Below are 21,574 nucleotides of genomic sequence, written 5' to 3' on the forward strand. Positions count from 1 at the left end.
CCAGCAGTGCGGGACGAAGCTTGAGCCATGACAACGAACGAGAACGCGAAGCAGGTTGGCGGGAACACGGTGCTGGTCACGGCGGCCTCGGGCAAGACGGGCCGCCGGGTGGCGGATCGGCTGACGGCGCGCGGCGTCGACGTACGGGCCGGGTCGCGCAAGGGAGAGGTGCGGTTCGACTGGGAGGACGAGGGGAGTTGGGGCCCGGCGCTGGCGGGCGCGGACGCGGCGTACGTGGCGTATTACCCGGACCTGGCGGCCCCCGGCGCGGTGGAGGCGATGCGCGCCTTCGGCCTGGCGGCCCGGGAGCGGGGTGTGTCGCGGCTGGTGCTGCTGTCTGGGCGCGGCGAGCCGGACGCGGCGCTGGCGGAGTCGGCACTGCGCGAGGCGTGCGGCTCGCCTTCCGCACTCACCGTCGTGCGGGCCGCCTTCTTCGCGCAGAACTTCAGCGAGGGGGCGATGGCGGAGGGTGTCGCGGCCGGTGAGATCGCCTTCCCCGGCGGTGACACGGCGGAACCGTGGGTGGACGCGGACGATCTGGCGGACGTGGTGGTGGAGGCGCTGGTCTCGCCCGGTCACGGGGGCGAGACCTACGAGGTGACGGGTCCGCGGCTGCTCACCTTCGCGGAGGTGGCCGAGGAGATCGGGCGGGCCACGGGGCGGGAGGTGCGGTACGTGCCGGTGACGGTGGCGCAGTACGCGGCGGCCTTGCAGGGGTACGGGCTGCCCATGGAGGAGGCGGAGTGGATGGCGGGCCTGTTCGGGATGCTGCTGGACGGCCACAACGCGATGACGACGGACACGGTGCGGAGGGTACTGGGGCGCGAGGCGCGGGACTTCCGGGGATTCGCGGAGGGGGTGTGGCGGGGCTGAGCACCTTGACGGGTGTGGCCGGTAGTGGGGCTGGTCGGGGGCGCTCCGGGGTGGGCCCGGAGCGAAGGGGGCCGCCCAGAGAGGCGAGGGACGGCACCGCCGCCGAAGGCGCGGAAGGGGGAGGCTGCGAAGCACGCCTCCAGGGGCGCGGGGCTGTGTCGATGTGCGGCTCCGCCGCGTGGGCGCGACCAGCCACGAGGCACCCGCACGGCCCCGGGACAGCCGCGCGGCGAGCGCTCTGGGTGAAGGGGCAGGGAGGGGCAGCCCGCCGCAGGCGCACCCCGCTGCCGCGCGCGGCCTGAAGGAGACCCCGCCGCAGGCGAGCCCGGACGCGAGCACCCGGTTGCGGGCCACACCCGAGTGCGGGCCACACCCGGGAGCAGGCCACACCCGGACGCGAGCACCCAGACGCGAGCACCCGAGTGCAGGCCACACCCGGGAGCAGGCCACACCCGGACGCGAGCACCCAGACGCGAGCACCCGAGAGCAGGCCACACCCGGGAGCAGGCCACACCCGGACGCGAGCTCCCGGGCGCGAGGCGCACCCGGGAGCAGGCCACGCCTGAACGCGAGCACCCGAGAGCAGGCCACACCCGGGTGCAGGCCACACCCGGCCGTGGGCCGCACCCGGAGCTACCCCCGCTTGCGCAGCCCCAGCACCTCGTACACCGGCTCCGCCCGACGCACAGCCGGATTCGGCAGACCCCGCAAACGCTCCGCCACCCGCTCCCCAGCCCCCCGCCCCGCCCGGAACCACGACGCGTACCCCCCGCCCACCACGCTCTCCGCCGCACCCGACGGCGTCCGCCCCTGCCCATGCCCGACGAAGCGGGCAGTGGCGTACGGGGCCAAGCCGACAGCGGCCCCGTACGCCACGACCCGCTCCGTGCGGTCCGAAGCCGCGGAATCGTCCCGCCACGGACCGAGCACCGCATCGATGTCGCTCCCCACGTCGTGCGCCGCGTCCTTGTCGACCGTCGCGACGAACACCCCGCCCGGCCGCAGCACCCGCGCCGCCTCGCGCACGATCCCGCGCGCGGTCTCCGCATCCACCAGGTGCAGCAGCCACACGGCGGTGACGGCGTCCAACCGTCCCTCCCCGACGGGCAGTCGCCGTGCGTCCGCACGCACCACGCCCCCCTCCCCCAACCGCTCCGCCGCCTTCCGCAGCATCCCGTGCGCGGCATCCACCCCCCGCACCCTCAGCCCGGGGCGACCCGCCGCCAGCCGGGCGGTGACGATGCCGGTGCCGCATCCCACGTCCAGCAGCGTCGACGCCCCTTCGGGCACCAGCCCGAGGACCGAGGCCGAGGCGGCCTCCGCCCGGGGCACGCCGCCCCGCGTCTCGTCGTAGCGGGCGGCCTCGGTGTCGTAGTCCAGCAACATGCGCCCGACTCTACGCACCACCCCTGACACCGACCCCTCCCCCGCCACCCCCACAGAACCCACACTCGTCCACAGAAGTCCCGCACGTCTCTTGCCGGGGGTAACCCGTGCCCATAACTTGCCGGTATGGAGCTGGAGTTGCGACACCTGCGGACCGTACGGGCGATTGCCGATGCCGGATCCCTGACCAAGGCCGCAGCCGCACTCGGGCTCGCGCAGCCCGCGCTGAGCACTCAGCTTCGGCGCATCGAACGGGCCCTGGGCGGACCGCTGTTCGACCGCGACCACACGGGGTCACGGCCGACCCCGCTCGGTGAACTGGTGCTGGAGCGGGCCCGGATACTCCTCCCGGCGGTCCGGGAACTCCAGGAGGACGCCGTCCGTTTCGCCAATACCTGGGCCAACCTGGACCGCTTCCGCCTCGGCGGAACGCACGGCCCGCTGCTCGGCGGGCTGGTGGACCGGCTGGCCGGCGCCCGCCCCGGCGTGCCCGTGACCACGTACACGACGTGGTCGGTCGCCGAAATCAGCAGCATGCTCGTCGAGGGGCGGCTCGACTTCGCGCTGATCGGCACGTGCGGCGAGAGCAGACCGCCCGCGCAGGACCGGCTGAGCTGGGAGGTCGTGGGGGTCGACCCGGTCTTCGTGATGCTGCCCGAGAGCCACCCGCTGGTGGGCCTGCCCGAACTCGACCTGTCGCAGCTCGCCGGGGAGTGCTGGACGGACGTCCCCGGGGAGGGCTGCTTCGCGGACTGTTTCACCGCGGCGTGCGCGCGCGCCGGGTTCGCCCCGATGCAGGTGTACGAGACCGATACGGCGTCCTGCGTGCACCTGGTGCAGGTGGGGCGGGCGGTGGGCCTGTGCCGGGCCACGTTCCCGCCGAACCCGGGCATCGTGACCAGGCCGCTGGCCGGTGCTCCCCTGGCGTGGCGGCATCTGCTGGGCTGGCACCCGGGCGCCCCCGCCGCGGAGGCGGCGAAGGCGGTGTCCGGGTACACGGGTGTGGCGTACCAGGAGGCGGTGTCCCGCAGTGCGAGCTACACGCGCTGGCTGGCGTCCGCGCCCCGGCCCGGCTTCGGGGCCCGCGGCGTCACGGCCCAGCCCTGACGCCGGGACGTCAGCTCGCGCGGTGCCCCGGCGCGATGTCCTCGACCCGCTGGGCCAGCTCGAAGTCCTTCTCGGTGACCGCGCCGCCCACGCTGTGGGTGTTCACGGACAGGGCGAGCGTGCGGTAGCCGAGGACGAGGTCGGAGTGGTGGTCCAGCTCGTCCTGGATCTGGGCCACGTGGACGACCATCGCGGCCGCCGCGAGGTGCGAACCGAGTCGGTAGGTGCGGGCGATGCGGTCCTCCTCCAGGGACCAGCCGGGGAGTTCGCGCAGCCGGTCCTCAACATCCTTCTGTGACAACGGCTCCAGGGCCATGGCCGTGCTCCCTTCGCTTGTGGGCGGTGCTCTGTCGTTCCCTAAGGATCAGCGTGCCACCTTTTGCCCAGGGCGGCGCCGGGCCCGCTCCGGCCCGTACGCGGCACCCGGCTGTGCCTGCGCGTCCTCAAGCGCCGGACGGGCCGGGGCCCCCCCGATACCTTGCTCGCATGACAACCCTTTCCACCGAAACCGGAGTCGGCGCCCTGCTGCGCCACTGGCGTGAGAACCGACGCCTGAGTCAGCTGGAGTTGGCCCTCCGGGCCGATTCGTCCGCCCGGCACATCAGCTTCATCGAGACCGGCAGGTCCCGCCCCAGCGCCGAGATGGTGCTGCGGCTGGCCGAGCACCTGCACGTACCCGTCCGGGACCGCAACGACCTTCTCCTGGCGGCCGGTTACGCGCCGCAGTTCGCGGAGACCCCGCTGAGCGATCCGTCGATGGGGGCGCTGCGGGCCGGTATCGACCAGCTGTTGCGGGGGTACGAGCCGTATCCCGCGCTCGTGGTGGACGGCACGTACAACGTCATCGCCTCGAACGGGGGGATACAGATGCTCATGGGCGGCGTCGCCGATCACCTCCTCTCCCCCGTGCCGAACGCCATGCGCCTGGCCCTGCACCCCGAGGGTCTGGCCCCGCGCATCCGGAACCTGCCCGAGTGGCGGGGGCACCTGCTGCACCAGATGGAGCGGCAGATAGCCCTGGTCAGATCGGCTTCCCTGCGGGCGCTGTACGACGAGGTGGCGGCCTATCCGCTGCCACGCGCGCAGGACCCGGCGGCCGGTCCCGTGGGTCCGCCGGAGGCGTACTTCGCGTTGCCGCTCAAGATCGAGCACGAGGGGCGCGTGCTGTCCTTCGTGTCGACGATCTCCACGTTCAACACCCCGATGGACGTGACGGTCGCGGAGCTGGCCATCGAGACGATGCTCCCGGCCGACCCGGACACCGTCACCTACCTGCGCGAGCGGGCCGCCTGACCGCGTCGGACAGGGATTCCGGGTCGACGGCGTGCGCCACGGCCCGTCGCCAGTGCGCGGCGGTCGCGGCGCTGCCGTCGTCCGCGTCCGGGGCGGCGGGCGGGACGGTGCCGGGAAGGATCGCGTGGCCCGCCCCGCCGTACTCGCCGTCGGCCCCCGCCCAGGGCTCGGTGGCGAAGACGTACGAGGCGCCGGGTTTCAGGCGGTCCTGAAAGTTCCGGGGGTGGATGACGGTGACGGTGTCACGCAGGTCGCCCTTGTAGCGGTCCTGGACCTCGACCTCGTACGTGTCGACGGGCATCTGGTCGAGGAGCTCCGGCCCGTCGTGGTCCACGATCCGGCCCCGGAAGACGTCGGCCGCGCTGAAGGCGACCTGTCGGGCGTCGTCGGGCTCGTACCGCAGGAAGCACTCCGTCTGCTGGCCGTGGGCGAGCACGCTGTCGTACGCGGCCCAGCCCGAGGTCCCGAGCACGGCGGTGGCCGCGAGGCCGATCGCGGCGCGGTGGAAGGGCTTCATGGCGCGGAGCTTCGCCGCCCCGAGCTTCGTGGTCCCCAGGATGCTCACGCTTCGAAGGGTGCTCATGGTCGGCCAACGCGCCGCGCCCGCCGCCCGTTACGGTCCGCTCGCCGGGACGCGGGCACCGCTGCCCGACGGGCCGGGCGGCGCGGGCGGGGCGTAGGGCTGGAGGGCTCGGGAGCGAGCACCGATGTGCGGCGGGAAGAAGCAGCGGAGATCCTTGGTTCATATGTGACGAAAAAGACACATATGACGACTCCTGGAAGCTTTCCGGGTGGTCACAGCACAGAAGGTGAATCCGCCCATGCGTGCAGTAGCTGTCCGTGCGTTCAAGGCCCTCCCCGAGCCCGTCGAGGTGCCCGCCCCGGTCGCGGAACCGGGCCGGGTCCTGGTGAAGGTCGCCGCCGCCGGGCTCAATCCCGTCGACTGGCTGATCGCCGACGGCATGCTCGACGGTGTCGCACCCCATGTGTTTCCGCTGGTCATGGGCGCGGACTTCGCCGGAACCGTGACGGCGGTGGGCGACGGCGTGACCCGGTTCGCGGTCGGGGACGAGATCTTCGGGCAGGTGGGCGGTGCGGCGATCGGGGCGGGTTCGTACGCGGAGTACGTGAGCGCTTCCGAGGACGCGCCCCTGGCCCGCGCCCCGAAGAGCGTGCCGCTCGCCCATGCGGCGGCGCTGCCGGTCGCTGGCATGACCGCGGCCCAGATCCTGGAGGCCGCCGCGGTGCGGGAGGGCGAGAGCCTGCTGGTCATCGGTGCGGGCGGCGGGGTGGGCACGTACCTCACCCAGTTGGCCGCCGGACGTGACGTGCGGGTGCTGGCGGCGGTGCGCGGAGACGCGCGGCAGCGGATGGGAGCGCTGGGCGCGGCCGTCACCGTCGACACCACGGCCCAGGACCTGGCAAGCGCGGTACGGGACGAGTACCCGGACGGGGTGGACGCGCTCGTGGACCTGGCCTCCCGGACCAAGGAGGACTTCGCGGCGAACGCGGCCCTGGTGCACGACGGCGGTGTGGCGCTCACGAGCCTGCACCAGGAGGACCCTGCGCGCGCCCCGAGGGGCGTCGAGGTGATCGGGTTCGAGATGTCGCCGAGCGGGGACCTGCTGGCCACGCTCGCCCGGGCCGTGGATGCCGGGCAGTTGAAGATCGACGTCGAGGCCGAGGTGCCGCTGGAGCGGGCGCCGGAGGCCGTCGCGAAGAGCCGCTCGGGCGGGGCGCGCGGCAAGACGCTGATCGTGCCGTAACTCCGGACTCCGTCACTCCGCAGCACCGGACTCGGCAGCGCCGGACTCCGCAGCGCCGGACTCCGCGGCACCGGACTCCCGCCGCGCCCCTACCAGTTCACCGAGGTGACCCTCATGCTTCCCGTACAGCTCGGCGCCAACGTCGACCCGACCTGGGACGACCCGCTGCGCCCCCTCCTCAACGCCAAGCGCATCGAGGAGGCGGGGCTCGACCTCATCACCGTCCAGGACCACCCGTACCAGCCCGCGTTCTACGACACCTGGACGCTGGTCAACTGGATCCTCGCGTACACGGACGAGCTGATCGTGCTGCCCGCCGTGGCGAACCTGCCGCTGCGGCCGCCCGCCGTGCTCGGCAAGTCGGCGGCCAGCGCCTACCTGCTGTCCGGCGGCAGGCTTCAACTCGGCCTGGGCGCCGGAGCGTTCTGGGACGCCATCGAGGCGTACGGCGGCGAGCGCCGCACCCCCGGCGAGGCGCTCGGCGCGCTGAGCGACGCCGTCGACGTGATCCGCGCGGTGTGGAGCCGGGAGCGCTCGGTCCGCACCGACGGCACGCACTACGCGGTGCGGGGCGCGCACCCCGGGCCGCCCGCCGCCGACGACGGCCTCGGCATCTGGCTCGGCGTGACCGGCCCGCGCGCGCTGAAGCTGCTGGGGGCGAAGGCCGACGGCTGGGTGGTGTCGAACACCTACTTCCCGCCCGCCGAACTCGCCCGGGGCAACGCCCTGATCGCCGAGGGCGCGGAGCGAGCGGGCCGCGATCCGGCGGAGCTGGACGGTCTGCGCAAGCTCTACAACGTGGCGGGCCTGGTCGCGGAGACCGAGTCGGCCGATCCGTTCAACGGCACGGCCCGGCAGTGGGCCGACACCCTGGTCTCCCTCTACCGGGACTCGGGGATGAACTCGTTCGTGTTCTGGCCGGAGGACGACCGCGACCGGCAGACGGACGTCTTCGCCAAGGAGGTCGCGCCACTGGTGCGGGAGGCGCTGAACGGCGCTTCGTGAGCCCGCAGGACCGCGCGGGCGGGTGAATCCCGGCGGGTCGGCGGCCCGGTCTCGGGGGCGGAGCCGGTGGGCGGTGCTCGGATGGGCCCCGATCCTTGGCCCGGCCCCCGCACGGTCCCGCCCTGCACGGCCGTCGCCTCCCACCGCCTTCCCGGAGGGGACCCCATGCCCGTCTTCACCCGTCACGCCAGCGCCGCCGCCCTCGTCGCCGTACCCCTGCTGCTCCTGGCGGCACCCGGCGCGGGCGCGGACGACAAGAACCCTCCCGCAGCCGCTCCCCCGGCCATGTCGATCGCCCTGTCCAACGGTGTGGACACGGTCAGTTCGGGCTCCCGGCTGGCGTACACGGTGACCGTCCACAACCAGGGCGCGGCGAACCTCGCCGGGCTGCGCATCGAGCAGGAGCTGCCCACCGGGGCGTCGGGCGCGTCGGCGGACCAGCAGGCGAAGGTGGCGGGCGGCAAGGCCGTGTGGACCGCCGACGTGCGGGCGCACGGCAAGACGGTGCTGACGTCGTCGGCGACGCTCGGCACGGAACAGGCGGGCGCACTGCGGGCGGCGAGCACGGTGTGCGCGTATCTGCCCACGTCGCAGGTGCCCGTGGTGTGTTCGAGCGACATGGACCTCCTCCCCGCAGGGGCGAAGGCGGAGGGCGTGGACCTGGCGGACGGCGCGGACGGCGGCACGGTGCTGGGCATGCGGCCGGGTGTGGCGATCGGCGTACTGGCGGGCGCGGGGCTGCTCGCGGGCGGTGGCGTGCTGGTGGTGCGCCGCCGCAAGAAGGCGGCGGCCGGTGGCGGCGGGCTCGGCCTGGGCTGACGTACGGCGGACACGGCCTGGGCCGACGTACAGAATGTCCGGTACGCCCCGTCAGGCGCGTACCGGACATCACCGCGCATCCGGATGAAGAGCCCGTCAGGCGGCAGCAGCCCGCTTCTTGCGCGCCGACATGCACGCGTACACGATCACGCCCGCGAACAGGAAGAGCACTCCCTGGTAGACCGCCGCGTAGCCCGACCCCGCGACCAGCCACATCGAGAAGCCCGCCGCCAGAGCCGCGAGGACGCCGTCGCGCACGAGCCGTCCCCGGTTGACCCGCTCGGACTGCCCGGACAGCAGGAAGTACAGCTGGGCGGCCGTCGCCAGCAGATACGGCACGGTCGCGGTGAAGGTGGTCACCAGCACCAGGACCTCGAAGACGCCGTCGGAGCCCGCCGTGTAGTTGTAGACGGTCAGCAGCGAGGCGAGGACGACGGTGACGATCACGCCGACCGTCGGCACACCGCGCTTCTTCGTGGCGAACACGGCGGGGAAGAGCCCGTCCTTGGCGGCCGCGTACGGCGTCTGGGCGCTGAGCAGCGTCCAGCCGTTGAGCGCGCCGAGGATCGAGATCACGGCGGCGCAGGCGACGACGGTGCCGCCCCAGGTGCCTCCGAACATGTGGTTCACGGCGTCCGAGAAGGGCGCGCCGGAGTCGACGAGCTTGTCGTGCGGGACGTTGCCGAAGACCGACAGGGTGCCCAGCAGGTAGACGAAGGCGGCGCCCAGCGTGCCGAGGATGGTGGCGCGGCCGACGTTGCGGCGCGGGTTGCGGACCTCGCCCGCACTGACGGCCGCCGACTCGACGCCCAGGTAGGAGAAGAGCAGGATCGCGGCGGACGCGGACACCGCGCCGACCGCGCCGGAGCCGCTGGCCTGGAACGGGCCGAGGTTGTCGGCGGAGAAGGTGAAGAGCCCGCCCACGGCCACCAGCAGCAGCGGCGCGAACTTGAGCACCGTCGCGACGACCTGCACCGCGCCCACGTAGCGGGTGCCCGCGAGGTTGGCGGCGGCGGGCAGCCACTGCACCAGCAGCGCGGCGAGCATCATCGCGGGCTTGGAGTCGCCGAGCGGGAAGAGCACGTCGAGGTAGCCGACGGCCGCGACGGCGAGCGCCGCGTTCGACACCCAGGCGGTGATCCAGTAGCTCCAGGCGGCGAGGAATCCGGCGAAGTCGCCGAACGCCTCGCGGGCGTAGACGTACGGACCGCCCGTCTTGGGGTGCTGGTTGGCCAGCTTGCCGAAGACCAGGGCGAGGCAGATCGCGCCGAGGGTCAGGACGCCGAAGGCGAGGAGGCTGATGGTGCCGAAGGGGGCGACGGAGGCGGGGAGCAGGAAGATCCCGCCGCCGATGATGTTGCCCATGACGAGGGTGGTGGCGATCGGGAGACCGAAGCGCCGGGCGTGCTTGCCCTGGTCCTCGTGGACCTCGGTGTTCTCAGCCGGATCCGACTGCGGAGCGGTTCCGGTGTCGTGCATGGGGTGGTGCCTCTCGCCGTACGAAGTGCCCAGGGTCGCCGGGCGACGCCCATGGTCGGGTACGGGGAAGCATGCGCAAAATCACGCCTTTTCATCCTGTACGGCGCGGCTTGAGACCGGAAAACATCCTTCCGCTTCCTCTTCCGGCCGGGATTCCTGCGCGGCCCCGATCGGCACCTGAGGGCCCTGGCATTCGCGCAGCCAGCGACGAAGTACCTGGTGAACGGCTTCCGCGCCGACGAGGTCGACGTCTTCGGGGACCGGTTCGGACAGAGCGAGCGGCCACAGCAGGAAGGGGCGGGTCTGTTCGCCGCCGAGCCCGCCGTGCGAGCCGATCTGCGCCTCGAAGGCGTGCACGCGGCCCGTCTTCGGGTCGTACGAGGAGTTGACCATGATGTCGGCGGTGTGCGGGAAGGTGTCGGTGCGGCGGATCGCGTCGGCCGCGCCCCTGCCGAAGGGCTTCAGCGGGCCCTCGCCGTCGCGCAGTTCGGGCAGCGGGATCTCCGCGCCGTCGGAGCCGAGCACCACGGCCCCGTACTCCTCGCTCCGTACGAGCAGGAAGCCGACGCCGGGGTGTCCGGCGAGCATGCGCAGCAGGGCGGGGTGACGGCGGTCGATCTCCTCGCGGGACGCGCGTCCGGGGAGGTCGGGGAAGCTGATCAGGCCGAGGTTGCCGGAGGCGAGCACGATCGGGTCGGAGGCGTCGGACCCGGCGGGGTGGGAATGTGCCGCTTCGGCGAGGTCGACGGGCCGGTGCAGCACCGTGCGCACGGCGTCGCGGGCCTCGGCGCCGCTCCTGGTGCGCTGGGCGCGGCGGGGGACGGACAGGCCGCAGCTGGCCCGTACGTAGTCGCGCAGGGTGAGGCCGAAGCGCCCCTCGAAGGTCTCGCCGGGGCTCTGGCCGTGGTCGGAGAGCAGGACGATCCGGTACGCGCGCGGGGCGTGTTCGGCGACCTTGGCGATCAGCGCGACCGAGCGGTCGAGACGCCGGAGGATCTTGTCGGCGTCACGGCTGCGCGGCCCGGAGTGGTGGGCGACCTCGTCGTACGAGACGAGGTCGGCGTAGATGGCGGTGCGGCCGGAGAGGACGTCCCCTATGACGGCGGCGACCACGACGTCCCGCTGGACGACCGTGGCGAAGGCCCGGATGAAGGGGTAGAGGCCGCCGCGTCCGACGCGCGGGGTCTCCTTGCGCAGCCGGGAGGCGACCGACTGGTGCATCTCGCGGCCGACTTCGGTGACGAAGGACATGGCGGTGCGGACGGCGTTGGCGGGGTCGGAGAAGTACGCGAAGTACCCGGCTCGGGAGCGGTTGCTGGGGCCCCGGCGGGCGGCGATGGACAGGACCAGGGCGAGCTGGTCGGCGCCGCCGGAGAAGAGGTTGCCCCGGCTGGCGCCGTCGTAGGTCAGCAGCCCTCCGTCGCCGGAGCGTTCGATCGCCCGGTTCTGGAGCTCGGCGGTGCTGGCGGGGCTGGAGCACACCATGGTGCGCCCGGTCTCCTTCTCGTACCAGCGGAAGGCGGGCACGTCGTGGTTGGTGCCGTGCAGGATGCCGAGCTGGCTGGCCCCGGTCTGGCTGGACCAGTCGGTGCGCCAGGGGGTGAGCCGGTGGGTGGGCGGGTCCCCCTCCAGGAGTCCGCCGACCGTGGGCATCAGCCCCTTGTCGAGGGCGCGCCGCAGGGTGTCGTGGCCGAGGCCGTCGAGCTGGAGGAAGACGGTGCCTGGCATGCCGTGCCGCCCGGCGTCGCGCTTCCCGCCGCGACGGCGCTGGGCGAGCCGGGAGAGCCTGCGCCGGTACGCCTCGTCGTCGCGGACGGCGAGCGCGGTGGAGGTGGCGGAGGCGACGGCGGACATCACGGCGGCGACGACCACGGCGGTCTCGGGATCGGCCTCGCCGCTCCCGTCGGGCAGCACGCTGAGCGCGACGAGCAGCAGGGAGCCGTTGAGGAAGAAGGCGAGGAGACCCAGCACCAGTGCCGGTACGAGGAGGAGCGCACGCACCACGAGAGGCCACACCAGCGCGGACAGCAGGCCGAAGGCTCCGGCCGCCCAGGCCGCGGTGAGGGCGACGTCGGTGAGGGACTCCGAGTCGTCGCCCTGGAGCTGGAACTCGGGGAGGATCCCGGCGAGCGCCAGCATGGTGAGGGTGGACACCGCCCAGACGGTGGTCACGCGCAGGAGCGCGCCGCCCGCCCGCCGCCAGCCGATCGTTCGCCAACGCCCTTCGGCCACCACGCCGTGCCCACCTCTGTTCGTGTCCTCGGGTCCCGGACCCCCGTGTCCGGCCAGCCTGTCACAGCGGGCGGGGCGGTTCGGACGTAACCCCTACAGATCGGGACACAACACCCGCAAGGAGTTCAGCAGCCGTCATATCCGGCGGTCGGCATGGAGAGCCTGCGGTGCACTTCGGCCTTCATGGCCGCGCTGTAGACGGGCTCGTCGAGAGCGGCGGTCTCCAGCCGGACGCCGCGCCGCTCGCACTCGGCGAAGAAGCCGACGACGGAGCTGACGGCACGGTCGAGGACGCGTTCGTTGGCGGTGACGAAGAAGTCGACGTGTCCGGCGTCGACGTCGTCCCACAGGGCCCGGTGGTCGGGGCGCAGGCCGTGCAGGACGAACTGGCGGGTGACGACGTACCCCTTGTCGGCGGCCCAGCGGGCGCACATGGCGTGCTGGCTGCGGGTGTCGACGAGGAAGGGGTCGCGGTCGAGCTCTTCGAGGGGGGTGAGGCTGGCGATGACCGCGACGCGGACGTCGACGTGGGCATCTTCCGCGACGGACGGCAGGTCGAATCCGGCATCTTCCGCGACGGACGGCACGTCGGATCCGGCATCTGCCACGGCGGACGGCACGTCGATGCGGGCATCTGTCGCGACGGGTGGCGCGGCCGTGTCCGCCTGTCCGTGGTGCGTGCGCGACTCGCCCATGACCCGTCCCCTTCGCCGCTGTCGCCGCCGACCCTACTCCGATCGCACCGGCACGAGGAGGCGCGCACGGGTGGCGCGGTGCGCCTTCGGGAGCGCCGTAGGGTGGATCGGACGTCTCGGATGTCTCGGACGTCGCGGAAGGAGTGGGTGCCACGGTGAACAGTGCGGGAACCGTCATCACCTGGTGGGGCCATGCCACCTGCACGGTCGAGGACTCCGGGGTGAGGGTGCTCACGGACCCGCTGTTCGTACGGCGCTTCGCGCACCTGCGGCGGCGCAGGGGCGCGCTCCCGACCGCCGACGCGGCCCGCGCCGACGCCGTACTCGTCTCCCACCTCCACTCCGACCACCTGCACCTCCCCTCCCTGGCCCGGCTGGCTCCCGGCACGCTCGTCGTCGTGCCGCGCGGCGCGGTGCGCCAGGTGCAGGGCCTGCGCAGGTTCCGCACGGCGGAGGTGTCGCCGGGCGAGACCGTCCGGGTCGGCCCGCTGACCGTACGGGCGGTGCACGCCGAGCACGACGGGCGCAGGATGCCGATCGGACCGCACCGCTGCCCCGCGCTGGGGTACGTCGTCGAGGGGGCGTCCGCGACCTACTTCGCCGGGGACACGGGCCTGTACGAGGCGATGGCACAGGAGGTCGGCCCGATCGACACGGCCCTGCTTCCGGTCGGCGGCTGGGGCCCGAACCTGGGCCTCGGCCACCTGGACGCGGGCCGGGCGGCGCAGGCGCTGGCCGAGTTGGGCCCCCGGCACGCGGTGCCGGTGCATTACGGCACCTACTGGCCGATCGGGTTGGACGGGGTGCGGCCGCACGAGTTCCACGCTCCGGGCCAGGAGTTCGTACGGAAGGCCGCCGCGCTCGCGCCGAAGGTGGCGGTGCACAGGCTGGAGCACGGCGAGAGCGTGCGGACGGAGGGCCCCGCGTGAGCGGCAGACGGGTGGCCGCGCAGTGGGTGTTCGACACGGTGCAGGCAGTGACGGTGCAGGCAGTGGACGTGAGGGTTCCGGCGGAGGCGACGCAGCAGGCGGTCGGCTATCCGATGCTGTTCGCCCTGGTGGTACTGGGGGCACTGGTGCCGGTGGTGCCGACGGGGGCGCTGGTGAGTACGGCGGCGGTGGTCGCGCTGCACCAGAGCGTTCCGGCGCTGTCGCTGGTGGTGGTCTTTCTGGTGGCGGCGGCAGCGGCTTTCACCGGGGACCTGGCGCTGTACTGGCTGGGGGTGCGCGGGGTCCGCTCCGAGCACGGGTCGAAGTGGCTGGACGCGCTGCGCAAGCGGGCACCGGACCAGCGCCTGGAGCAGGCCCAGCGGAAGCTGGAGGAGCACAGGTCGAAGGTACTGACGCTGTCGCGCCTGGTGCCTGCGGGGCGGATTCCGGTGATGCTCGCGTGTCTGCTGGCGAAGATGCCGATCGGGCGATTCGCGCGGGGGGACGTCCCGGCGTGTCTGGCGTGGGCGGCGGCGTACCAGCTGATCGGGGTGCTCGGCGGAACGCTCTTCGCGCGGCCCTGGGAGGGCGTGGCAGCAGCGATCGCCGTAACGCTGCTGGTCAGCGCAGTGCCACCACTGTGGCGCCGCGTACGAAGGGCCCCCTAGGGGCGCGGGGGCGGAGGCCCCGGCAGCAACCCCTCCCCGGGCCGAGGTCACGAGAGGACCCGGGAGGCCCCCACCCCCAGGTCCCAGAGATCTTCGCGGGGGCGCCCCGAAGCGGCCCACGCCTCACGCACCCGGATCAGCGGCTCCAGAACCGGTTCCGCCGAGAGGATGAAGGTCCCCCAGTGCATGGGGGCCATCCGCCTCGCCCCCACCTCCCCACAGGCCCGCACCGCCTCCTCCGGATCCATGTGCACGTCCTGGAGCCACCACCTCGGGTGGTAGGCCCCGATGGGCAGCAGGGCCAGGTCCAGCCCGGGGTGCCGCTCCCCGATCTCCCGGAACCAGTGCCCGTACCCGGTGTCCCCCGCGAAGTACACGCTCTGGCCGTACGCGTCACTCAGCACCCACCCGCCCCACAGCGTCCTGCACGTGTCCGTCAGGGAGCGCTTGCTCCAGTGGTGGGCCGGCACGAAGTCCATGCGTACGCCGCCGAGTTCGGCCCCCTCCCACCAGTCGAGCTCCGTCACCCGGGCGAACCCCCGCCGACGGCACCACCGCGCCACACCCGCCGGGACGAAGAGCGGGGTCTCGCGCGGCAGCCTCTTGAGGGTGGGGGCGTCCAGATGGTCGTAGTGGTTGTGGCTGATGACGACGGCGTCGATCTGCGGCAGGTCCTCCCACCGCACTCCCACGGGCGTGACCCGGGCGGGCGTGCCGAGGATCTTCCGCGACCACACCGGGTCGGTGAGCACGGTGAGCCCTCCGATGCGCACCACCCAGCTGGCGTGCCCCGCCCAGGTGACGGCCACGGTCGAGGCGTCGACGACCGGCAGCGGGCCGGGTTCGAACGGCAGCCGTGCGATGTCGCGCAGCCCCTCCCGCCCCGGCCGGATGGCCCCCTCGCGGGCCAGCCTGGCGAGCGCCCTGACCCCCGGGAGCGGGGCGGTGAGACGGTCGGCGAAGGTGCGCGGCCAGGGGGCGGTGCGGACCTCGCCGACGGCGCGGGTGAGGGGGGCCGGTGCGGTCGGGCGGGGGCGTTCCACCAGGCCGCCGAAGGCGCGGCCCGTGGAACGTTCCGGAGGGTCGGTGAGTTCGGTCTGTTCCGTCATCGAGAGGCTCCGTTCGGTGGCGTACAGCTGTGCAGCCCGCACATCGGCATCACGCGGGACACCTGGCTCATGGCGTGCGGCGGGTGCGGCCCAGTTCGGCGAGGGCCTCCCCCAGGTGGTTCAACGCTTGCTCCAGATGCGGCAGTTCAAGCGGGTCCCGTGCCGTCAGGGACTCCGTCCGCCGGCCGGGGGTTGCTCCCAGCAGGGGCGCGGTGGACAGGCGTACGCGCAGGGCGCCCAGCGGGTCGCCGAAGCGGTGGCCGCCGGGGACGGGGGTGTTCAGACGGGTGGTGAGGTACTCCTCCAGCTCCATGGAGTCGGTGACGCCGCGCTCGGCGAGACCTTCGCGCAGCGGGCCGAGGTCCGCGTAGAGGTGCCGCCCGGCCACCGGGGGCCTGGCGAAGGCCCCGGCGGCGAGCACCGCCGCGTGCACCGCGCCCTGCACCCGTGCGTTCAGTGCGGCGGCCGACGCGGCGCGGGCGACGACGGGTTGTGGGTCGTGCAGTGCGTACGCGGCGGCCTCGGCGAACGGTGCCGGGACGGTCGCGCCCAGTGCGGCGAGGACGTCGAGGACGCGGGCGCGCAGGGCCGCGCCCGCCTCGGTGGCGGGCAGCCGGGCGACGGCGACCGGCCACGTGGTGGGGGTGAGCGCGCCCGCGAGGTCGCCGAGGACGACGACGTGGTCGGGGAACATCTCGGCGGGGCTGAAGAAGACCGTCTCGCGGGGCCGGTGCACGGTGTCGCGCCAGGTCTCGTCGCTGATCACCGTGAGCCCCTCGGCGAGCGCGACCTCGCAGACGGCCCGGACCGTCTCGGGCGGGGCGAGGGTCCCGGTCGGGTCGTCGGGCACGCAGAGGAGCAGGAGCCGGGGATTCCCGCCCTCCGCCCGCACCCGCCCCACCGTCTCCAGGAGTGCGTACGGGTCGGGGGCGCCGCCGCACTCGGCCGGTGTGGGCACGTGGAACGCCGACCTGTCCCCGGCCAGCAGCCGTACCTGCGGGGCCCACCAGGCGGGGCAGGGCCGGGGCAGCAGCACGTCACCGTCGGCGGCGGCCAGCAGGGCGAACAGCAGGGTCGGCCCGCCGGGGGCGGCGACCACGCCGTCCGCGTCGACGCCGATGCCTCGCCGCCGCAGGTGCCCGGCCGCGGCGGTGCGCAGGGCCGCGCCGCCGCCCGGCGGCTCGCACACCGTGCGATCCGCGGCGGCGGCCAGGACGGCGGCGAGTTCCGGCAGGACGGGAAGGCCGGGGTCAGGGGCGGGGGGACCGTGGCGCACCCGCCCCCGGTCGGCGCGCGCGGGGTCCTCGGGAGCCGTCCGCTGCATGCCTGAAACCTCCGCCGGGTGCCGGGATCACATCGCCAGGACATCCGCCCTGACCCCTTCGCCCTTTATACGTAGCTATGCGGCAGTCCGCCTCCCGTACGTCACACCCGCTTCACCCGTGGTCCATTCGCCAGTCCTGATGACTGTCGGGTCCCCTGCCCGGACCGCATACGACTTTGCGCCGTTCGGCCGAGAACCCCTCCCCGACAGCCACCGGAAACAGACACCCGTACGGCTGGAAAGGCACAATTCGACAGTCCTCGAAGGGGTGCCTGACCTGTGACTCCGGCACGTACCGAAGGTAGGTGCAGACCAACGCCACGCACCCTTTTCGGACATCTGCACATGCATCTCGGCGATATGGAACCCCAGGACCTATTGTCAGTTCTGTAAGAGAGCGACAACATTGCGTAGCAGGTCGCACGAAATCGAGTGCGATCCGCGCCTCGTCCGGTTACTGGGGAGAAGCCGAGTGAGCGCGCAGTTTCTTTTCGTCGCAGTGGACCAGGTGTGTCCGAGGGGGGCAGTCACTGGTAGACGGCAGCACTTCGCAAGGGGACACGGACGCTCGCGCCGACGATGTGACGCCGTCGGCGGTCGGCCGGGACAAGCCCACAAGGCCCCCGGTCACCAGGCAGGACATCCGCGTTCAGGCATCGCCCCCAGCCCCTGGGCGGGCCTTCGAGCGACCGGTGCGCGCCAGGCGCGAGGTGAGCATTCCCGTGCGCCTCGGTACGCGGCCCAGCGCCCAGGAGAGCTTTTCAGTATCCCGCGCACGGTCCGAAACAGACTGCTCGCGGGCAGCATCCAACACGCCTCGCGGTAATTCCTCGCGGCCCCGGAACGGCTATTCGGACTCCCCTGTGCGAAATAGCTGAACCGTCCGCCCATTCGCTTCTCCATGTCTTCCGGGATGCGGTCTCCCCTGCCCGGAACCAGATCCCACAGGCATTCAGCCCTTTCATGAAGGAGGCCGCCATGACGCAGTCCCGGCCGCAAGATCCCGACGCCGGTTTACTGCTCGAAGCGTTCGACCCTCAGGCATTCCGGGAAAACTCTGAATCCGCCCTCAGCAGGCTGGAAAAGCACCTGTCGGACCTCTCGATCAGGGGTCTCGAAATGATCAGGCCAGCCGTGCTCACCGAGGCTGCGAAGCAGCTGATGGTCCCGGAGAGCGACCGCATCGCCCCCTTCGACGAAGAGCGTCTCGGATCGATCCTCGACCTCTACATACGGACCGGAATCCCCGTGCACTCGCCCGGCTACATGGGCCGGCAGTTCTCCGGCGTGGTCCCGCTGTCCGGCGTGGTCGACTTCGTCAGCTCCGTCGTGAATCAACCGTCGTCCTTCTACGAGGCCGCTCAACTCCCCAATGTGGCAGAGCAGTTGATGGCGGAAGAGCTCAACAGGTTCATCGGCTTCGAGCCCGAGCGATTCTCCATGATCACCACCTCCGGCGGCTCGCTGGCGAACCTGACCGCACTACTGGCCGCACGCAACGACAAGTACCCGGAGTACTGGGCCGAGGGCTCGGCCGCGCTGGCGGGCCGGCCGCGCCCGGCCATCGCGGTCGGCGCGGACGTGCACTACAGCGTCTCCCGGGCGGCCGGGGTGCTCGGCATCGGCGAGGACCAGCTGATCCGGCTGCCGCTGAACGACGCCAAACAGATCTGCATGGACCAGGCGCCGCACGTACTAGAGGCCGCCGAACGCCGCAAGCTGAAGGTGTTCTGCCTGGTCGCCTCTGCGGGCAGCACCTCGCTCGGCGCGTTCGACCCCCTGGACGAGCTCGCCGACCTGGCCCGGCGCAAGGACATCTGGCTGCATGTGGACGGCGCCCACGGGGCGAGCCTGCTGGTGTCCGACAAGCACCGCGCCAAGCTCAAGGGCATCGAGAAGGCGGACTCGCTGGCCTGGGACGCACACAAGATGATGTTCGTCCCCGCGCCCTGCACGTTGCTCTTCTACCGGAACCAGGAGAAGGGCCTCGGCGCCTTCCGGCAACAGGCGAGCTACGTGTTCGACGAGGAGCCGGACATCTACACCGACCTGGACAGCGGCGCCAAGAACTTCGAGTGCACCAAACGGCCCATGATCATGCCGTTGTGGACGCTGTGGTCGGTGTTCGGCCGGGCGCTGTTCGCGGAGAAGATCGACTACCTCTGCCAGCTGACCTCGGACGCCCACCGCGTCGTCGAGCAGGAGCCCGACTTCGACGCCCTGCACCAACCCGAGTCGAACATCCTGTGCTTCCGCTACCGGCCCTCCGACCTGATCAGGGCCGACGAGACCCACCGGCTCCAGGTCGCGATCCGCAACCGGATCAAGCGCCAGGGGAACTTCTTCATCTCCAAGGTCAACATCGACGGAGTGGCCGCGCTGCGCGTCGTGATGATGAACCACCAGATCACCGTCGAGCACTTCCGGATGCTCCTGGGAGAGATCCGGAAGACCGGCGAAGAGCTGCTCCACGGCTGACCGGGGCACGCACCACCGGCCGCACCGTCGGCCGTACACCCGGTCACACACCCGGCCGCACCGTCGGCCGTCCACCCAGCCGCACCGTCGCCCGTACACCGCACACCGTTCGAGCAAGGGATCTCTGCATGACTACTGTCTCTCCGCTGCCTCGGATATCGACCGACGAGGCCACCGCACTGGCGATGCGACTGATTCCGGACTGGGAGTGGAATCCCCAGTCGGTCGGAGCCGTACGGGCACTGCCCACCTTCGCGGGCAAGCTCGTGGAATGCGCCCACGCCTGCCAGGCCCCGTACGGCGAACTGCCGCACACCGTGCAGGACGCACTGGTACTGCGCCGACTCCAGCAACTGGTGAACGTCTCCCGCCTGAACCCGCTGTGGCGCGAGCGGCTCGCCGGGGCGGGCATCACCGAGGCGCCCGACTCGTACAAGAACTGGCAGTCCGTCCCGCTCTCCGACAAGGACGTGCAGCGCGACTTCTTCATGGAGGAGCGCCCCGGCATGGTGGTGCCACTGCACCACGGCGGGTTCGAGGTGGTGGCCAGCGGCGGCACCAGCGGCGGGCGCCCGCTCGAAGTGGTCTACTCACTGCGGGAGCTGGAGGACACCTACCGCATCGCCGGTGACTTCATGGGGACCCACCAACTGGGCAAGTACCTGCCCGGGGTCGGCCCCAAGTGGCTGATGACGACCCTCGCCGACTACCAGATGTGGAGCAGCGGCACCATGGTCGGCGGCGTGCTCAGCCACGTGCCGGGCATCAACTACATCGGCGCGGGCCCGGTCACCGCCCCGGTGCTTGAGCACATGTTCTCCTATCCAGGTCCCAAGGCCCTGATGGGCATCACCGCGGGCATCGCGATCCTCAGCGACCTCGGCGCGGGCATGAGCCAGGAGGCGAAGGAGAGCTTCCGGGTCGCGCTGTACGGCAGCGGGGTACTGGCCCAGCGCAAGCGGGTGGAGCTGCGGGCGATGTACCCGAACCTGTCCATCCTCAGCTACTTCGCGGCCACCCAGGCGGAGACCATCGGTCTCCAACTCACGGAAGAATCTCCGTACTTGGCTTCCGTGCCCGGCCTGCACTTCATCGAGATCGTCGACCAGGACGGCCGGTGGGTGGCCGAGGGCGAGGAGGGCGAGCTCGTCGTCACCCGGCTGCACGCCCACGAGACGCCGCTGCTGCGCCTCAAGCTGGGCGACCGGATGATCCGGCGGCCCCGGATCGACGGTCCGGGTCTGAAGACCCAGCAGTTCGAGTTCGCGGGCCGGACCGGCGACGTACTGCATCTCAACGACAGCCAGTACTCGGCGGCCAAGGCGTACGAGTCGCTGCGCGACGAGCTGCGGGCGAACACCTCGGTGGACCTGGACGTGGCGGCGCACGAGGTGCAGTTCGTGAACTACCGCGAGGGCAAGACCCTCGTGCTCGTCGCCTCGGTGGACGACGTCCCCGGGCTGACCTACAGCCTGGACACGGCGCTGGGCCCCTACGGCGTCCAGCGGACCTTCCTGAACTCCCTCCCCCGGTCCCTTTCGCTGTTCAACCACGGGGAGGCGAATCCCGCCTCGATCGAGAAGACCGGCTACCAGTTCCAGATCAAGTTCGTGCACCGGATGTCGGCCGAGATCGAGCGCACAGACGTCGGAAAGGTCCCCCTGGTCCGCGACCGCGGCTAGGCAGACCCGACGGAGAAGGAAAACTCCCGAAAGCACGCGACAGGAGTGGCACCAGTGACAACAGCGGCAGGGCAAAAAAAGGTCAACATCGTCGCCGTGGTGGATGTGATCGGCGCGCTCTCTGACGGCACGCTGGGCAACGGAAACCTCTGCCTGATCGACGACAGCGAGCACGACAGCAGGGGCCAGGGCACGACGCAGCTGGAGACCGTCGTCAGCCCCGGCCAGGCGGTCCAGTGGACCGCGCTGGCCGTGGACCTCCAGACCCCGGTGGAGATCAAGAGCGTCACCTTCATCGGCCAGGACAACGGGGCCCACCGGAGCGGCGCCGCCGCACACCGTCCGCACGGCCAGCAGCACCAGGCGCCGGGGCAGGTCCTGGGTCTCCAGGAACCGCGCACGCCCGGCGGCGGCCCGCCGCCGCGGGGGCTGGCCCAGGACCGGCCGGACCACGGCGGGGCCGTGCACCACCAGACCGGCGGGGCCGCGCACCACCAGTCCAACGGCCACAAGGAGACGTACGAGAACCTGGAACTCGCCGTCTGGTCGGGCGTGGTCCCGTTCCACGTGACACCGGGCACCCCCCTCAGGTACCGGCTGGAGCTCCAGATGTACGAGGGCCCGCGGAGCACCCTGACGGTCGAGTCGGCCGCGCTGGTGGCCGCAACCCCGCGTCCGTGACGGCCGCACACCGCGCGAGCACCAGGGAATCCGCGCACACCACAGGAA

General features: G+C 72.2%; 19 protein-coding genes. 11 read left to right on the top strand and 8 right to left on the bottom strand.

Annotation, left to right across the window (positions count from 1 at the left end; translation table 11 throughout):
- Positions 1-27: 27 nt before the first annotated feature.
- Positions 28-873, top strand: a complete 846-nt coding sequence (locus OG897_RS16410; RefSeq protein WP_266657497.1) for an NmrA family transcriptional regulator — start codon at positions 28-30, stop codon at positions 871-873.
- A gap of 633 nt (positions 874-1,506) precedes the next feature.
- Here the strand turns inward: OG897_RS16410 and OG897_RS16415 are convergent.
- Complete coding sequence (locus OG897_RS16415; protein ID WP_266660218.1) at positions 1,507-2,256, bottom strand: class I SAM-dependent methyltransferase; 750 nt, start codon at positions 2,254-2,256, stop codon at positions 1,507-1,509.
- Between the two features lie 129 nt (positions 2,257-2,385).
- Between OG897_RS16415 and OG897_RS16420 the strand changes: the two genes are divergently transcribed.
- Complete coding sequence (locus OG897_RS16420) at positions 2,386-3,366, top strand: LysR family transcriptional regulator (RefSeq protein WP_266657498.1); 981 nt, start codon at positions 2,386-2,388, stop codon at positions 3,364-3,366.
- A 10-nt stretch (positions 3,367-3,376) separates the two neighbouring features.
- Here OG897_RS16420 and OG897_RS16425 read toward each other — a convergent pair whose 3' ends face one another.
- On the bottom strand, positions 3,377-3,682 hold the full coding sequence (locus OG897_RS16425; RefSeq protein ID WP_266657499.1) for a 4a-hydroxytetrahydrobiopterin dehydratase: 306 nt from the start codon (positions 3,680-3,682) through the stop codon (positions 3,377-3,379).
- Positions 3,683-3,852: 170 nt separating this feature from the next.
- Here OG897_RS16425 and OG897_RS16430 point away from each other — a divergent pair, with 170 nt between their 5' ends.
- Positions 3,853-4,659 (top strand): helix-turn-helix domain-containing protein, encoded by an 807-nt coding sequence (locus tag OG897_RS16430; RefSeq protein WP_266657501.1) that lies wholly within the window; start codon positions 3,853-3,855, stop codon positions 4,657-4,659.
- On the opposite strand, the gene OG897_RS16435 is transcribed toward OG897_RS16430, so the two are convergent.
- Positions 4,631-5,224, bottom strand: a complete 594-nt coding sequence (locus tag OG897_RS16435; protein WP_266657503.1) for a hypothetical protein — start codon at positions 5,222-5,224, stop codon at positions 4,631-4,633. The genes OG897_RS16430 and OG897_RS16435 overlap by 29 nt on opposite strands.
- Before the next feature lie 256 nt (positions 5,225-5,480).
- On the opposite strand from OG897_RS16435, the gene OG897_RS16440 reads away from it, so the two are divergent.
- The 3 genes from OG897_RS16440 to OG897_RS16450 all read left to right on the top strand — a co-directional run bounded on the left by OG897_RS16440 (position 5,481) and on the right by OG897_RS16450 (position 8,249).
- Positions 5,481-6,425, top strand: a complete 945-nt coding sequence (locus OG897_RS16440) for an NADP-dependent oxidoreductase (protein WP_266657504.1) — start codon at positions 5,481-5,483, stop codon at positions 6,423-6,425.
- Positions 6,426-6,539: 114 nt separating this feature from the next.
- A complete protein-coding gene (locus OG897_RS16445) occupies positions 6,540-7,430 on the top strand; it encodes an LLM class flavin-dependent oxidoreductase (RefSeq protein WP_266657506.1) in 891 nt (296 codons plus the stop codon).
- Positions 7,431-7,595: 165 nt separating this feature from the next.
- On the top strand, positions 7,596-8,249 hold the full coding sequence (locus OG897_RS16450; protein WP_266657507.1) for a hypothetical protein: 654 nt from the start codon (positions 7,596-7,598) through the stop codon (positions 8,247-8,249).
- Between the two features lie 96 nt (positions 8,250-8,345).
- Here OG897_RS16450 and OG897_RS16455 read toward each other — a convergent pair whose 3' ends face one another.
- The 3 genes from OG897_RS16455 to OG897_RS16465 form a co-directional block, all read right to left on the bottom strand.
- The gene (locus OG897_RS16455) at positions 8,346-9,728 is read right to left on the bottom strand and encodes an amino acid permease (RefSeq protein WP_266657508.1); all 1,383 of its coding nucleotides are present in this window, start codon (positions 9,726-9,728) and stop codon (positions 8,346-8,348) included.
- Positions 9,729-9,809: 81 nt separating this feature from the next.
- Entirely contained in the window at positions 9,810-11,960 is a 2,151-nt protein-coding gene (locus tag OG897_RS16460; RefSeq protein WP_266660220.1) for an alkaline phosphatase family protein, read from the bottom strand.
- A 125-nt stretch (positions 11,961-12,085) separates the two neighbouring features.
- Complete coding sequence (locus OG897_RS16465) at positions 12,086-12,514, bottom strand: hypothetical protein (RefSeq protein ID WP_266660222.1); 429 nt, start codon at positions 12,512-12,514, stop codon at positions 12,086-12,088.
- Between the two features lie 296 nt (positions 12,515-12,810).
- Between OG897_RS16465 and OG897_RS16470 the strand changes: the two genes are divergently transcribed.
- Both OG897_RS16470 and OG897_RS16475 read left to right on the top strand, forming a co-directional pair.
- Positions 12,811-13,584, top strand: coding sequence for an MBL fold metallo-hydrolase (locus OG897_RS16470; RefSeq protein WP_266657509.1), 774 nt, complete (start codon positions 12,811-12,813; stop codon positions 13,582-13,584).
- Between the two features lie 113 nt (positions 13,585-13,697).
- The gene (locus OG897_RS16475; RefSeq protein ID WP_266660224.1) at positions 13,698-14,252 is read left to right on the top strand and encodes a DedA family protein; all 555 of its coding nucleotides are present in this window, start codon (positions 13,698-13,700) and stop codon (positions 14,250-14,252) included.
- Positions 14,253-14,299: 47 nt separating this feature from the next.
- On the opposite strand, the gene OG897_RS16480 is transcribed toward OG897_RS16475, so the two are convergent.
- Complete coding sequence (locus tag OG897_RS16480; protein WP_266657510.1) at positions 14,300-15,361, bottom strand: MBL fold metallo-hydrolase; 1,062 nt, start codon at positions 15,359-15,361, stop codon at positions 14,300-14,302.
- A gap of 67 nt (positions 15,362-15,428) precedes the next feature.
- Positions 15,429-16,685 carry an aminotransferase class I/II-fold pyridoxal phosphate-dependent enzyme gene (locus OG897_RS16485; RefSeq protein ID WP_266657511.1) on the bottom strand — a complete coding sequence of 419 codons (1,257 nt, stop codon included), beginning with the start codon at positions 16,683-16,685 and terminating at the stop codon, positions 15,429-15,431.
- A gap of 978 nt (positions 16,686-17,663) precedes the next feature.
- Between OG897_RS16485 and OG897_RS16490 the strand changes: the two genes are divergently transcribed.
- From OG897_RS16490 to OG897_RS16500, 3 genes are all read left to right on the top strand, one after another.
- The gene (locus tag OG897_RS16490; RefSeq protein WP_266657512.1) at positions 17,664-19,163 is read left to right on the top strand and encodes an aminotransferase class V-fold PLP-dependent enzyme; all 1,500 of its coding nucleotides are present in this window, start codon (positions 17,664-17,666) and stop codon (positions 19,161-19,163) included.
- A gap of 128 nt (positions 19,164-19,291) precedes the next feature.
- Positions 19,292-20,845, top strand: a complete 1,554-nt coding sequence (locus OG897_RS16495; RefSeq protein WP_266657514.1) for a hypothetical protein — start codon at positions 19,292-19,294, stop codon at positions 20,843-20,845.
- A 54-nt stretch (positions 20,846-20,899) separates the two neighbouring features.
- The gene (locus OG897_RS16500) at positions 20,900-21,526 is read left to right on the top strand and encodes a hypothetical protein (RefSeq protein WP_266657516.1); all 627 of its coding nucleotides are present in this window, start codon (positions 20,900-20,902) and stop codon (positions 21,524-21,526) included.
- The last annotated feature ends 48 nt before the right edge of the window (positions 21,527-21,574 follow it).

Source organism: Streptomyces sp. NBC_00237 (genome assembly GCF_026342435.1).
GTDB lineage: Bacteria > Actinomycetota > Actinomycetes > Streptomycetales > Streptomycetaceae > Streptomyces.